The sequence below is a fragment of the Nocardia albiluteola genome, assembly GCF_018860155.1.
GTDB classification, from domain to species: domain Bacteria; phylum Actinomycetota; class Actinomycetes; order Mycobacteriales; family Mycobacteriaceae; genus Nocardia; species Nocardia albiluteola.
Map to the genome: position 1 here is coordinate 259674 of NZ_JAHKNI010000010.1, position 16997 is coordinate 276670.

1 protein-coding gene (only partly in view) is annotated in these 16997 nt (G+C 66.1%); it reads left to right on the plus strand.

The window, feature by feature from the left end:
- A protein-coding gene (locus tag KO481_RS28070; protein ID WP_215921473.1) for an IQM protein middle domain-containing protein crosses the window boundary here: on the plus strand, positions 1-16866 show its 3' portion. Its footprint begins 36693 nt before the window's first position; only the last 16866 of its 53559 coding nucleotides appear in the window; the start codon falls outside the window, past its left edge; its stop codon occupies positions 16864-16866.
- The last annotated feature ends 131 nt before the right edge of the window (positions 16867-16997 follow it).

Below are 16997 nucleotides of genomic sequence, written 5' to 3' on the forward strand. Positions count from 1 at the left end.
GAAGAACTCGGAATCGGTCTGAGTGCTGTGGAGCGGCGGATACGCGCCATGTCCGCGCGGCTGGGCTTGACGTCGTCGGTGCAGGCCGGGGTGCAGGCTGCGAGGTTGGTCCGGGCTGCCCGTGCGTGGGGGTTGCCGGTGGATGGGCAGGTCGGCTCGGTGGGTGATGGTCCGGGTGTGTTCGGCGGTGGTAGTTCGGGTTCGGTGGTTCGCCGGAATGTGTGCGCGCCGCGTGCTCTGGGGAGATTGGGTCTGCGCACCGGAAATTTAGGTATCGGTGTTCTCGATGAGGACGGCATCGGCCTCGCCGGGGTGTCGGAGGAGAATTTCAAGCGGGCGGTGCCGGGTGATTTCCGGCGTTTCCGGGATCGTGCGGCTATTTCGGAAGAACTTCGTCTGCTGGGTCCGGGTTCGACGGCGTTATTGCTGGATGAGTTCGACGTCGACGGTGATGGTGTGGGTGCGCATTCGTACTTGATGACGAATGATGATGGCGTTGTGTGGATTGATGATGAGGTGTTGGGGGCCGATGGTGAGTGGGTGTCTTCTCGGTACGAGTTCCGGCCGGGGGTGCTGCCAGAGCCGCGTGATGTTCCTGCTGTGCTGTTCAGGCCGCGTTCGGCCGGGGGTGGCGCGGTTGCGCCGTCGCTGGGGATGGACCGGCCGCTGTCGGGGCGTCTGGTGCGCGGCGGCGGGACCATCGGCCTCGCTTCGCCCCCCGGCCCCCAACCATCCGCCGACCCGATGCATGCCGAAGGAAATCTCGATCGGTTCGGTATCGGTGAATTCCTGGCCGCCTTCGACGGCGCGGCGTATCCGCCCGGTACGAAGCTGTACTTCCGCACCCCCGACCGCGCGATGCGTGCCACCTTCGGCGCGGCCGGGGTGCATGTCTCCTGGGATCACCGGGGCCCGGCCCGGGCGTCGTCGGACCATACGATCGGGGACTTCTGGCGCTTGCTCCGCTCCGGCTACGAGGACCTGGAGATCAGCACGGCGGAGGCCGCGCAGCCGTCGTTCCAGGATTCCGCGAACGATCGGATCCTCGGCATCTCCGACCTGCGCCAGGTGCTGATGGAAAACATGCTGGACACCCAGGCGGAAATACACTTCCGCGACGGCGGCCGAGACCGGGTCGCCGTGGTGCGCAGGGATGGGAATCTGGCTGTCCGGGAGCCGCACACCGACGGCGATCTGCCACCGGATACGCTGGAAATAATCAGCCGGCCGGAGTTCGGGCGCCGGCTGCGCCGGTCCGGATTGCAGCATGTCCGGGTCACCGCGCCGTCGCCTTCCGAATGGTATCGCATACCGTCGAACCAGCGGAACAATATTGTCCCGACCTTGGCCACCATTCTCGGAATTGATGCCGCAGCCGCACGGAAGAGTATCGCCGAGAACGTCACGTCGAGTGATATCGCATCCGGACTCGCCGCGGTTGCCCGCGCTAATCGTCTGAATTTCATATTCGTGCGGCCGGGCAGGCCGCGGATGGAGATCATAAATAATCCGAACACTCCGAAGTTCTTCCTGCGGCATACCGAAGACGCCGGCTACGAGGTCGGTATCACCGCGACCGGGCATTTCGCCACCGTCGTCGCGCCGGAATTCTCCCAGCCGTCCCCGGGGGATGCGGCGAGGACGGCGAACGTCCAGATCCCGGATCCCCTCACCGAAATGCTCGCCGGCGGGCCAGAACCGCTCCTGGAGGGCGCCGCCCTGCGGCGAATCTACATTCCGGAACGGCGACCGGTGTCGGTGAGAGCGCCGAAACCCCCGGAGTCGACGATCATAAAGAGAAGAGCGAAGAGAACGCACTGGATACGACGCCGAATAGTCCCGGCTGCCAAACTCGCGGGCCGGACCATCGGGTCGAGCCACTTGCCGCGGCCGACGTTCAGCCGGCCCACGCCGGTCCACTACATGGACGATGTGGAACGCGAAGCGCATCGGGTCTTCGTGGACGGTGACGGGCGGATCCGCCATGCCAGTGACGGCCGTCTGTTCCAGGCCGAACGGAACGAAGAGTTCATCGGGGAACGTAAATATATTTTCGTCATGGACGAGTTCGGCAATTTGTATATCGCGAAGAAGGTCGAGGGGCTGATCCAGCATTCGTCTTTCCTGCGCGGCCGGACCGTCAGCGCCGCGGGCGCCATCTCGGCGCGGGACGGGATAGTCACCAGGATTGTGGACTCCAGCGGTCACTACTGGCCCGATCAGCAGACGAACAACTACGCCCTCGCTTTCCTCGAAACACAGGGCCTGCGGTTCTCCGACGACTTCCAGCGGGTTTACTTTTCGAGCGACGGGCAATTCACCGTGCGCGATCGAGAAACCGAGAAGCGTATCCGGAGCGCTGCCCTCGCGCGCGCCGAGCGCATTCTCGGCGAGGGGCCGACCGCTACCCCGCAGGTCAAGATCCACCGGACCGAAGCGTCGCACTCCAACTTCACCTGGAGACATCTCGTGCCCGGCACGACATTCGGTTTCCAGGACGCTCTGTTCGACACCACCGCGACCCTTACCGACGTTCAAACTTTCCGGGTGGTCGCCCGGCGAATCGACGGATCGCAGGCCGACCGGGAATATGAATTGGACGCCGAGACGCTGCAGGAGCTGGTAGGCCGCCTGAAAGCGGAGACCGTCCGGATCAAACGGCCGGAGGTCCCCGTCTATACCTATTTCGGCGAGGATCTGCAGCGGCAAATGGAAGCCGGCGAGGCCGAATTCACCGCGGACAGCTCGAGCCCCGCACCCGCCGAGCAGCGGGCGCCGCGATCCCCGCCCGCCGTGGCCCGGCCCTCGTTCCCGATGCCGTCGCGCTGGGAGCCGGTGCGGACCACCGGTGATCCGGGGTTCGCCGCCGGCGCCCGCATACTGAGCGTCTCCGAGGCCGGGAAAGTCCGCTCGCACATCGTGGAACACCTCCGCGGGGAGGAGGAAGGCGAACTCGATCGCCGCCAGGACGTCGATGAGAGCCGGGAAGCCGGTGACATCGACGATGCGGAGTGGCAGGAAGAACTGCGGGAGCGGAGAGATTTCGACCGCTGGCGGGCGAATACGGCCTGGAGCCTCGCGGCGCCCGATTCCGGCGACGGCGCCTTGCGGCTGGTCTCCGAGGCCTACCACCTGAACGTGGTGATCGAGCGCCCGGACGGCGGGGTGCGCGAATTCATCCACTCTCCGAGGGACGCGACGGTATTCGTGCGTCGTACCTCCGAGGGGCACTACGAGATCGGCGTCACCGACACCGGCGAACCGTTCACGGTGTGGCCGGAGCAACCACGATGGGACGAGCTTGCCTCGCCGAACGGCCGAGTGCTCGCGGACCGGATCCCGGCGCCGTTGCACCGCGGCCTGGCCACACAGCAGATTCCGCTCCTCGCCGGAGCGGTGCGGGGCAAGAATTCCGACCCGGATTCCGATCATTCCCTCCCCGTCCACTACATGGATGCCGCGGAACTCGAGTCGCATCGGCTGTTCCCGGGCGAGGACGGCCGGCTGTACCGAGCCTCCGACGGGTTGTTGTTCGACACCACCAGGCTCGACCACGGGCCCGGCGGCTATCGCCATGTGCTGTTCGTCATGGACGAATTCGGCAATCTCTATGCCGCCGTCACCGAGCCGAGCGGGCGCATTCAGCACGCGTCTTTCCTGGGGAACCGTGTCGCGACCGCCGCCGGCCAGTTGGAGGTCGCCGACGGTCTGCTCTCGGAATGGTTCGATTCCGACCGCCAGGACGAATCCCATCCGGAGCTCAACGACTACGCACTGGATTGGCTACGCCGCCGGGGTCTCGCGCTCGGCTCCGATTTCACCCGGGCCGACCGCGATGCGCTGATCCGCGACCGGGTCGGCGAACTGCGGCGGCAGCGCACCGAGGTCGTGCTCCGGCAGATACTGGCGGACGCCACGGGGACGGCGCTGCAGCGCGTCGAGAGCGCATCCGCCGCGCGCGACTCCGCGACGCGCGAGGCGGTGCAGGCCGCCCGCGAGCAGTTCTTCCAGGAGAAGTTCCACCTGGGCAGATGGCGTACCCAGCTGCTCGGGGGGAAGGTCTCGAAGGCGCTGCAGGACAACATGTTCGCCCACCCCGAACCCGCCGGCCCGGCCGATCGCATCGAACCGCCGGCGCCCTCCGACGCCTTGCGCTCCACCGAAGGCTCTCACGACGACCGAGCGGCCTGGTGGGAGCAGCACGGCCGAGAGTGGTGGCGGGCACTGCAATTCGCGGATCTCGCACCGGGTTACCAGACGCGGCTGCTCGCGGACCTCCCCGGGCTGTGCGGCGACGGCATCCCCGCGGTGGTGCGAAACACCTTGAACCGCAGGTACATCCAGCTCGAGATCGCCGGGCTGCGGCAGGGGGCCACCGATACCACCGCGCCGCGCCCCTCCCTGCGACGCCGATTGCACAATCTCGAGGCCGCGCTGGCCGCGCTGCATACCGCCGATCTCGAGACTTCGCTGGCGCCGCGGCGGCCCGATGTCGCCGAACCCGTGGTGCAGCTGCTGTCGTTCAGCCAGAACCTGCTGGGTCGCCACGGCACCATAACCATCGCCTTCGGGCCCGTGGACACCGCGATCACGATCGATCGGCAGGTGACGGGAAGCGCGGAATTCGAATCGCTGGAGCCGGCGGTGTCCCGCGTCGCGCGAAGCTACGCGGAAACCGCCCTCAACCGTCACGATCACGCCGTGGTGCTTTCGCTCGGCCGCGACGACGACGGGCCTCGCATCGGCCTCACTCCCGGATCGGACAGCAGCACGATCGACGATCGCATCCGGATCTTCCGGAATCCCGGCGAACTCCTCGCGGAACTGGCGGACGTCGCGCGCGGTGGATCCCTCACCTACGCTCTCGGCAGCCACATCTACCTGACCGACATCCACGGGCGGCTCCGGCTCACCGTCACCGGCCACAACGAAGTCATTCCCCGGTATCGCAGTAACCACGCCCCCCAGACCGCCCTGGACGGGCCACCCTTGCGCGGGGCCGACATTCTCGCCTTCCTCGACCACCACGTCCGGAACCACACTGTCACCACAACAGTCGAATATCGCCCCGCGCCCGGCGCCTCGCGGCCCGGCACCCGCATCACCAGCGATGCTCTCGCCGACCGGAGCAACCACAACACCCTGTCCGCCGGTACCAGGATCGTGCTGTCAGGCGCCACGGCTACGGTCCTGAACGACGGCAAGATCCGGCTCGACAGCCCGAGCGGAGTGAAAACCCTGCACCGCGCCGAATTCTTGGATCACCTCGATGCCCTCGGTAGCCCCGGCGTCACGCTCGACATGCCCATGCCCACGAACTGGAGCGACCACCAGCACTCACCCGTCACTGCTCTCGCTCTCGCGCTCGGCCAAGATCCCGAGCAGCTGTATCACGAACTCGCCGAGTACCTGGGACGGTACCGCGACGAATACCTCGGCCACATCACCACCGACTACATCGAGGCCGAACAAGTCCACGAGGAGGTGTATCGCCACCAATTCCGGACGGCACCCGACTGGCGCGACGAAAACGGCGTTATCGATGCCGAGTTGCTCGACGACGAGAACACCCGAGCCGACCTGTTCCGCGATCGCATCGCTTTCGAACGCGAGCGCGCTTTCGACGACGAAATAGCCGCGCTTCGCGAAGGCCGCACCACCGGCAGCCGATCAGCCGTGCACCCGGATATCCTGTTCGCGCTCCACGCCGCCATCGATCTGACCAAGCACAATATCGTCAATATCGCGCCCGACGGCACTTGGCGCACACTCATCGGTAATCCGGCCGCCGGCCAAGATATTCGCTACCTGAGACAAACTCCTGGAAACCGCACCTATGAATACGGGCGAAATCTCGACAACAGCTCGTACGTCACAACATTGCCCGGCCCCCAATTGAGCCGTCTGCTGAAAACCGTTCTCGAGCACTACGCCGCGGGCTACAAGACAAGCGACTCCATAGCCCGCCACCTGCGCCGCCGAGGCGGCGAATTCTCGGGAACCAGCGTTGCTGCGGTACAGGTCGTTACCGACGGTGCTATTCGCAAGCTGTTGGGAGTCTCCGACGTCGCGGCCGCGGTGACCGAAGCCCGCCACTGGCATCTACTCGACGAGAGTGCTGTGGCAGCAGCCCGCAGTGAGCGTCTGGAGGCAGAGGCCACCGTCGCCGCGCAACTTGCCGCTGCCGTTTCACCGGCTACCTTGTCACCGCAGCAGCAGAGCGTCCTCCACCACGTCATCAAGGGCTATAGCAACCAGCAGATCGTCGAACATTTCAACACCTCTTATGAAGCCCTCGAAACGATACTCATGACAGCGGCCCACGATCTGGGGCTCCCGCAAAAATCCACCCCGTTCGCTCAGCGCACCGAGATAGCGAACAAGGCCCGCACGGAGAACAAACTCGACCTGGGCGTCATCGATACGATCCTGGATCCGCCGCTCGTGGAGCGTCCCCAAATCGAACTGGAAGACGATGAGCACGAAGTACTCCACTACTTCGTCGCCGGCTACACCAAGAGCGTGCTCGTCGCCAAGCATCGCAAACAGCTCCGGAAAAAGACCGTCATTACTTCGGCAGCGGTGGATACGATCATGTACAGGATATATGAACGGCTCGGGATCGATGCGAGCACTAATCGGAGCGCGAATCTGTCGATGCTCGTTGCCATCGCCCACGATTGGAGCCTTCTCGACCAGGGCACAATCGACACGCTTGCAGAAGATACACCCGAGCCGCCACTGGAATCGCAGCACAAGATACTCCAGCACCTCGTCGCGGACATCGTCGAACCCGGCGAAATCCTCGCACGGCTACGAACTGCCGGAGTCTCCATTACGCTGCGGCCGGTAAAAGCCCTGAAGGCGAAGCTGCTGACACGCTTCGGGATCCACCATGCGGACAACAGGCTGTTCGTAGATATCGAAAAGCAAGCGGTAGCCGAGGCATATCTCATGGCCAGGCGGGGCGAGCTCGGCAAAGACATGGTCAGTGCGCTCATCACCCCGCTGCGCGGCCCGCCGTCGGACGGCAGCAGCCCGCACCACTCCACCGCTCCCGCGGCTGCGCCGGGTATCGGTGAAAGCCCAGTCGGCGCGGTAACGGTTGCGCAGCAACAGGTTCCGTTCACGGTCAATAATTGCCTCGACCTCACGCTGGAGGATATCGAGCGGATAATCGGCCGTCGCATGATTCCGTTCGGGCGTCCTCCCGGCCTCGGCGGCCGTACCTTCCGAGAAGCCGAAATCCACTCGCGCGCAAAGCTGTACCCCTATCGCAGTCACAGTCTCATCGGAGATCGTCTGCGCGCGCACGCGCCCGCCGTCGCCCACGTTGTCGACAAATACATGGGTCGCGCGGACAAGAACGGCATCGGAGGACATTCCTACTACCTCGTCGCCCACCCGGACGGCGCCATCACCGTCGTAGACCGCGCTTTCGGCGTATCCCACCCTTTCCCTCCGAAACACCGGCGCGAAATCGACATCAGCTTCGCCAGCTTCTTCACCATGACCGGCGAAGAGATCCCTCCGGATCTACGCGCCAAACCGCCGGTCAACCGAACGCGGCCCATCCCGAAGGCGCACGTCGGCCTTGGTCCCTGGGCGCCCGGAGCCGGGCAGCACCGACCGATCGACGAGCAGCCGGAGGAACGGGAGGGATGGTCGCTCGATGACACGCTCCCGGCGATCACGCTGTCCGGGGACGACGCGGATCCGACGTTCGTTCCCGAACAGCCAGGCCCGTCCGATGGCGTGCGCATATTCGACACCGATTACGCCGGCGCCGTCTACGCCTTCGTGCGGCTACGCATATGGCCCGAACTGCCGGTCGAGCAGCAGACCGCGCTGCGGTCCTATCAGGAGTGGCCGATCGTCAACAACAAACTGCGGCTCTACACGGACGAAGGGTCCTTCGACCGGCTGTGCGAGAAAATCCGGCGGGACGCCTACATCACGGATCAGGTGAGCAAGACACACGACACCGTTCCGGACCTCGCAGCATTGCTGCGGCGTCATGACATCCTGAGCGGCAGGTCCGGACGCAGCTACGATGAAACGCTGGAGCTTGAGGCGCTGCAGACCATTCTGGCTAGTCCCCGTCCGGAGGCCCATGAGGCCCATTGGGAAGAGATCCGGACCAACTCCGACCTCGCGCGCATCTTCGACGACTACAGCCGGCGGTATTTCGGGGTGCCGTTCGGAGCGGACGTCATTCGCGCGCAAATCGAGCAACTCGAGCTGGCCACCAACCGGACACTGCCGCTGACGGAACCGATCCGGGTGGTCCGCTCGCTGCAAAATATCGACTTCCTGGTCGATCGGTATGGCAACTCCATGCAGGGGCAGCCGGACCTCTTCCTGCTGCTCAACGCCCCGCAGCAGGAACTCGGCTTCATGTCCACCTCGGTAGCGGCCGAACCCGCCGACCTCACCAACGCCACGAATTTCCGCTTGGAGGTCGTGGTGCCGCCCGGCACCCGCGGGGTCTACATCGGCGAGGACGGCATCGAAAAATTCGCCGACCAGAACGAGCTGCTGCTGGCCCGCGGCACGCGCTATGTGATCACGGGGTATGACGATTCCGACCCCAACGTCACCGTGCTGTATGGCCACGTCGAACCGGATACATCCCTCGAACTCGGCGTCGGGCTCGGCCCGGAATCGTCTCCGACGGACGACTCCGTGCCCACTCATATCGCGGAATCCGATGTGGTGCAACAGTTCTCGATCGACAATGGCGAACCGGTGGAACGTCTCGGGGAGATGGAGCAGAACCTCTGGGGGGCGCAGGTACTGCTGTCCGGCGATACCGCACACCCGCAGATCACACTGTCCGGGGACGACACGGACCCGGCGTGGGCCTCCGAGCCGCCCCGCGCATTCGACGGCGTGCGCGTATTCGACACCGATTACGCCGGTGCGGTCTTCGCTGCCCTGCGGCTCCGCATCTGGGACACGCTGCCGGAAGAGGTGCGAGACGTGTTGCGTTCGTACCAGGAGTGGCCGCTGGCCAACAACAAACTGCGCCTCTACGCGGATGAGGCGGCTTTCGACCGCTCCTGCGAGAAAATCCGGCGGAACGCCGAACTCGCGGCGCTGGTGAATCATCCGCTCGGCACCGTACTGGACCTGGCAACGCTGCTGAATCGCCGCAACGAATTACACGGCAGCGCCGGCCGCAGCGTGGACGAAATGCTGGAACTGGATGCGCTGAACACCATTCTGGCGCAACACCGGCCGGACGCTTACTGGGAAGACATCCGGACCGACGCCGAAATCTGCCGCAACTTCGACGATTTCTGTCAACGGCATTTCGGTGTGCCGTTCCACGCCGACATCATCCGCCTGCAGATCGAACTGCTGGATCAGGCAACCGACCGGCCGCTGCCGCTGACCGAACCGATCCGGGTCGTCCGCTCGGTCCAGGACATCGACTTCCTGGCCGACCGGCACGGCAACCCTATGAAAGGGCAGGCGGACCTCTCCCTGCTACTCGATGTGCCGCAGCAGGAACCGGCGTTTCTGTCGACCTCTGTGGGAGCCGACCTCACGGATCTCATGCACGACACCAACTTCCGCTTGGAGCTCGTGGTGCCGCCGGGCGCCCGTGGCGTGTACATCGGCCAGGACGGTGACCCGGACTACGCCCATCAGAACGAGCTGCTGCTGGCTCGCGGCACGCGCTATGTGATCACGGGGTATGACGATTCCGACACCAATGTCACCGTGCTCTACGGCTACGTCGTGCCGGATACGTTCCCCGAAGGCGGCATCGGTCTCAGCCCGGACCCGTCTCCGACGCACAACCCGGTGCGTCCCGCACCCGCCACCGGCTCGCGGCATCTGCTGGGTCTCCACGAAGCCGGATCCGAGAACGCCAGTGACACAACACCTGCCACCGCATCGATGGCACCCGGCCACGCCGCACCGGCCACCTCCGATACCGGACCACGTCCGGGATCCGACCCCGGCCACGGCGAGGGGCCCCACCTCGGCGACCACCTGCTGGAAACGATCCGGCGGGGGACCGGCGATTCAGGCACCGTGTCGGTCCATGATCCGAATAGTTTGGGGCACAGCGAAACTCGGGATGACAGCGGCGAGCCCGCGGACCGTGGGCCTGCGCGCGACACGGCGGCGTCCGGCCACGGCACCTCCGAAGCGCCCGGGGACGGGAACTCCGACCGCGTCATGCCGACGCACTGGGAACCGGTCGAGGGCGGCTACGACCCACTGTTCGCCGCGCTGGCCCGGGCGTGGGGGCAGTCCTCACCGGAATATATGCGCCAGCAGATCCGCGGCAGTCTGCACGACGCCGAGCAGCGGGAACGCGAGCTGGACGACGAGATCGACGATCTGCGGTGGCAACGCCGGATCGATGCGGCGCAATGGTTCCGGCACCGCCGGCGGCAGCGGAAGTTCGGTCCGTGGATGGAGAATTCGCGGCGATTGATGTCGTCCTACGACCTCTCCGCCGAGCTGGACTCGACGGAACCCGGCGTCGCCGAGGCACCGTTGCAACTGGCCGCCGATCTCTACGGCTCGAACGTGGTCCTCGAGCATCCGGATGGGCGGATATCCGAGGTCGTCGGCGATCCGGCGCGGGAGACGGCTTTCGTGCGCCGCGGATCCGACGGCCGGTACGAGGTCGGTGTGAACGCGGAGGGTGCGGTCTTCACCGCGCCGAGTGGTCCGATCCCGGCACCCAGAACCTATTCCGCCGACGAAAGGGTCCCGCGGGACGATATGCCGAAGGCGTTGCGCCGCATGCTCGCCTCACCGCAGCTGCCGCTGCTGCACGGCGCGGCGGTGGCGGACGATCGGATCGGCGAGCAGGCCGACTATCTGTTCCCCGAGGAACTGAAGGAGCTGCGGCTGTTCATCGGCCCGGGCGGCCGGCTGTTCCGGGTTGCCGACGGCCTGCCGTTCGACACCGACATCGCCGGGCGCACAGCGTCATTCGTGATGGACGAATTCGGTAATCTCTATGCCGGGTTCCAGAATGTCGACATCAAGTTCCACTCGTCGTTCCTCGGCGGGCGCATCGTCACCGCGGCCGGCGGCCTGCGCGCGGTCGACGGCCGCGTCACCCTCTGGAGCGACGCGAGCGGGCATTACCTGCCGCGCCCCGAGATCAACGATTACGCGCTGCAATGGCTGCTGCAGCAGGGCCTGGCGCTGGCCGACGACTTCGTCCGCGCCGACTACGCCGGTGAGCCGCAGGAGCGATTCGGCGAGCTGGACCGCGAACGCGCCGAGGTCGCGCATCGCCAGATCCTGGTCGATGCCGCGCGGGAGGCGTTGGTCCAGCTGGACGTCGCGCTGGCGGACTCGCCGCACGACGCCGCGGCGCAGGACGTCGTCCGGGACGCGTACGACGATCTGGAGAACCGGCAGTCCGAACTCGACCGCTGGCGGGAAGGCTTGGCCGCGGGCCACATTCAGCCGGAGCTGCGGGACCAGCTCGTCGTGCGTCCGGCGCCGACGGGACCGCACGACCGCATGACCATCCCGCAGGCGCCCCGGGGTTTCGACGACGCGGACTTCCCCACGCGGGATCGGGCGGCGTGGTGGCACGAGCACGGTCGCGAGTGGTGGGAGGTGGTGCGTTTCGAGGAGCTGTCGCCGGGCTTCCAAAGCAGCCTGCTCACCGACCATCCCGGTCTTCGCAATGGCGAGGGCATCCCCGCATCGGTGCGAGACATCCTGAACCGCAGGTACATTCAGCTCGAGATCGCGCGGTTCGACACGCTGCCCGCCGAGCAGCGGACGCCGGAGGAAATCCGCAGGTTCGGGAACCTGAAGACGGTCCTGGCCGATCTGCGGACCGCGGAACTCGAGTCCGCGATCGCCGCTGCGGAGGCCGATGGCGCGGCAGTGCGGCTGCTCTCGTTCGAGCAGGACGCGTCGGGCCGTCGTCCCGGTGCGAGCATCGCGTTCGGCCAAGTCGATATGGCAGCGACGGTGCACTGGTCCGCCTCGGTGAACGCGTCGATCGACGCGGTGTATCAGGCGGTCGGCCCGGCTGCGGCGCGGCACGCGGAAACCGCTGGCACACAACCGGATCACGCGACGGTGGTGTGGATCGACCAGGAGCCCCGGGAGTCGTCGCCGCGCCGGGTGGTCCCGGCCCGCGCCCCCGACCGGCTGAGCGCGGCGGTGTCGGCATTCGCCGATGCGCATCGCGCCGGGACCGGCTCCGGCGTACTGTCGCGGATCGACCTGTCCGCACCGGAGTCGGCGGCTAAATCTGCTGCACCGCATGTCGATTCATCCATCGTCACGATCCACGGCGCCGCGGCGGGGAAGCGGTGGCGTGTTCCGGCGCAGCGTCCGGTCGACGTGCCGGACGACACCTACCTCGGCAAACACCTCATCGAAAGCACTCAGCGAGAAATCGATGCATTCGAACGAACCGGCACCACCGAACCCCGCGAGTCCCGTGACAACCGGGAAGCCGTCAGCAAACCCACACCCGCCGAACACCGCGAGTACCTGAACAACCTCAGCTCCGAGGAGAAGGCGGCTCTGGCCGCACCGCTCGCGATTCCGATCGAATCCATTCGCGTCCCCTTCCCCACCGGCCACCGGGGCGCTCTCACCCTCGTCAACGAACTGGGCCACCTGGCTCAGCTGCCGATCGCCGGGCGCGTGGCGGCGGATTTGGTTGTCCCGCCGCCCGGTTCGCCCGGGCACGGTCGTCCTTATTACAACCTGGTGATCTCGGATGACAACCCCATCGTGCTGCCCGAGATCCTGACGGAAGGCTTCGACGAATACCAGCCGGGTACGGATGGCTCGCACGGCACCCTGTCCTGGCACGTCGCGGAGGAAGTTCGCTTCCTCCACCAGGATGCCGAAAGCGGGGATCATCTCATTCGGGTGCCGCCCGGCACCGAACTTGTCGTCCGGCCCAATCATGGGCAGTCGTGGCATTGGCTCAAGAAGGCCGGCGACGCTCACTGGGTCATCGCTCCGGACACGGTCCTGCCCGAGCTGCCGACGCTGGTCGACCGGCGCCGGGAGAAGCTGTACGGCCCGACCGGGCGGCCGCGACCACAGGACGCGCGGCAAGGCGCCGTCGGCGATTGCGCCGTAATCGCCTGGCTCATGGCGAAAGCCCACCACGAACCGCAGCTGATCGAGGACATGCTGCTCGACAACGACGACGGCACCGTCTATGTCCGTCTCACCCTCGACGACGACAGCGTGGTGTGGGACCTCGCCGTGAAGGACCTCGCCGTGACTCCCGGCACCAAAGACGCGCATTTCGCCGGCCACAAGCCGGGGCAACCACTATGGCCCGCCATTATCGAGAAGGCCATGGCGAAGCGCTTCGGCGGGCAGAACGGCTACGCCGGGATGACGGGGGGCATTGCCATCGGTCGTCTCGAAACGGCCTTCTACCGCCCCGAACACGGTGCAATGCCACAACCCTCGCGCATCCTGGTCGACAACACCTTCCTGCATCCACTCCATCTCGACGCCGACACCCTCCAGCGACTCCTGGACGCCGACCCCGAATTCCGCTCCGCCGAACCAGGATTCCGCCACGCCATCGCGGAGCTCCTCGACAACCCGCTGCAGCAGATCCAAGACTTGCGCAGGGCCGCGGATGCGGCCAGCAAAGCCGCCAATCCCCGCGACGCCGAAGCTCGAAAGAGCGCGATGCGCGATTATCTGAGCACCGAGGACCTGCTCGCACCGGCCGGCTTCCGGAAGTATCTCGACGAGCAGTTCCCCGGACGATGGGCACCCGAGAAGGACGCCCTGCGGGCATACTTCGACGCGATGTACGGCGGGGCTGTCGAAAAGCGACTCGTACCCCAAAAATACCTTTTCGTCGCCGAATGGATCGGCGAGCGGTTCGACCGTGCGCTGCGCGGCGGCACCACGGTCATCCTCGGGACGGGGCTGTTCGACGGCGACCAAGGCGATTTCACGCTGGTACCGGGCCTGGTCAGTGGTCACGCGTACGCGCTGCTCGCGATCACACGCGACCGGAGCACCCCGGACGGGCTGCTGCTGGAGAACACGCGCGTCGACAAGTACAGCTACCCCGCCCCGGCCGAGGGCATCGAATATCGCCTTTCCCCCGGCGGACCCCGCCACACCACCGCTCCGTACCACACCGAACACCGCGAGAATCCGGACGGCACCACGTACCGGGTCGAACATTACGAAGAGCTGGACCACACCGCACACCGCGAGAATCCGGACGGCACAGGCGAGGAGCCGGAACGCACGACACACCGCATCGAATATCGCACCGCGCCGGACCAGACCGAATACCGCACCGATCATCGCGAAGACCCGGACGGCATCAAGTACCGCACCGAATACCGCCGGGTCCCCGGCGACTCCAAGTTCCGCATTCAATCGCAATCACGCGAGGATCCGGACGGGACCACCTATCGCATGTCTCCCACCGGAGAACACCGGCACGTTCGCTACCGCAACGGCGCGGAGCAGTGGGTGACGGCCGAAGCCAGAATCTGGCAAACGCCCGAGGGCCACCAACTCTGGACCTTCCAGCGCCGCGCGCAGCAGCTGTGGAAACTCGCGGACGGTACGGAATTGGATGCCCCCGACGACACCCGCGCCCCGCCCGACGCCACCATCCCCGAACGGGGCGGCATCATCTTCGTGGGTATCGAGCACCTCCCGAAGTTCGACTCCATCTGGATCGCCGGCCCCGGCGCACACGCCCTCTACGGACCCGGACCCTCCACCGCGCCCCAATCGTCCGTACTCCGCGCACCACCGGCTCGCGACGATGCGGACACTCGAACGGCTACCGTCGCTGTGGGTTTCGAGACGTTCGAGTTGTCTCCGGAGCTTTTCCGAGCGCCCAATGATCCCGGGCTCGCCGGTCTTCCCCGCACCTCGAGCATCGATCTGCTCGACAGCGACGGACGGGTGCGGGTGACCGTTGCCGCCGACGGGTTCATCGTGCACTACCGTCCTGCGGGTGGCGCGGAGGTTCAGCTACCCGGCCCCCCGCTCGGCAGTGACGATGCGCTGCAACTGATTCGTGACCGCATCCACACGCACAACGTCATCGAAATACAAGGGCACCGCCCCTTGTCGCCGGCAGATGGTGAAAGTGGTCCGGAGTCGGCCGGAGAAACCTCTCGCCACATCGAAGTGTTCCAAGGCCCCGTCGACATGTTCCCGGCATACTTCGCATCGGGTGCGATGGCCGGCAATTACCCACTCCGCACTCGCTTCTATCTGCGCGACAACCGGGGGAGACTGCGCCTCACCGTCGTCGGCGGCGACGGCCTGGTGCTCACCCCCCATTACCAGTTCGTCGGTAACCCGAGCGCTCGACCCGAAGGACCTGCCCGCAACATTCACAACACCGTCGGCCTGCTCGCCACGCACATCCAGAGATTCCAGCCGACCGGCATCGAAATCCACCACCCGGCATCGGGTATCTCCGGGATGCTGCGCTTGTCCGGTGGTGCCTTGGAGGAATACCGTCCCCCTGCCGACACCCGGGCCACCGCCGCCGCATTCTTCACCGCGCCCTCCCATGCTGGGCCCGGCCGGGCATTCACTGTTCCGGGCTACCCGCTCACCGGGGCCGCAGCCCTCGGAGACATCCGCATCGGCAAGGGCAGCCGCGATGACGAGCCGGTCGGCTTCAGTCATCTGGAGAACGAGACCACGCCCGAGCCGGCGCCCCCGTACACAATCGACACAGAGCGGTGGCGGCCGCTGCGGGCGGATCAGGACGGGGAGGACGCCTTCGTGTTTCGTCCGCGGCCAGGTTCCCCGGACGGGCCGCCCACGGTGAGTCGAGGTAGGAGCAGCGGAATCCGGCAGGTCGTGCGGTACGACCTCACTCCCGGGCCGGACGAATGGAAGTTCCGGCTGCGGGTCCATCTGAAGCCCGGTGCCGGTGCGACGGAGTCCACGCTGGCCGAGATCATCGAGAAGGCGGGGATCGCCAACCAGAGCCTTAATCGGGACATCGACGAGTCCGGCATGACACTGCCTGGTACCGGCGCGACGATGTCGTCGTCGGTGGAGTTCGTTAACGACCCGAGCAAGGCGCACCTGGTGGTGGAGGCCCTGCCGGGGCTGCCGCGCGAGGATCTTCCGATGAATCAGCGCCGATGGTTCGCCGCGGCGCCGCCGGTGAAGTTCAAGCACGAGATCCTGCACTCGTATGGACCGCAGGACGCGTACCTGCCCTCGCGTGCTCTGCTGCGTCCGTTTGGTCCGCGTGCCGAGGCGCAACCCGGTGACGTGATGGGTGCGCTGAGCGATACCGGCGGCCTGTACACGGTCCTGGCCGACCACCTGGCACAGATCGTCGAGGTGGCCGCCCCGTTCCTGCCGGCTCGCCCCGACATTGCGCGTTCGGCGAGCCGGCAGCCGAAGGGCGAGGACCATGCACAGGACGAGTTCGACCTGCCGCCGGAGGTCAACGATGACCTGCTCGTCCCGGAAGACCACGGCCGGGTCGTCGAGATCACACCCGAGCTCGTCTACCACACCACCGACGTGGCGCCGGCCGTACTGTTCGAGGAGGGCATTCTGCCCCTGAACCCCGCCGCGCTCAGGTCCATTGAGTTCCACGTCAGAACGACCGGAATGACACAGTTCGTAGCCACATCGTTGGACCCGGACTTCGTTTACCAAAACTCCCGTTACCGCTGCACGATCCGACCACGGACCTCCGGCGTCCACGTGGCCGAGACCTTCGCCCTGCAGGGAATCTATTACCCGTACGCCTGGGAGAAGGAGGTCGCCTTTACTGGAACCATCCCTCGCGAGGACATTGTCGAGATCCTCGACCGGGAGACCGGAGAGATCATTCCGAACCCCCGTTACCGGCCGCATAGCGATTGATTCCGTGCGTCCAGCGAACAGGAGGTCGCCCCTGGTAGGTGGTGGATACCTTCGCCGCCACCCTGATCCGCGCGATCCCGATCCCTTCGGCCGGACGTGCGCCGTCGTCCGGGAACTCATCCACCTCGAGC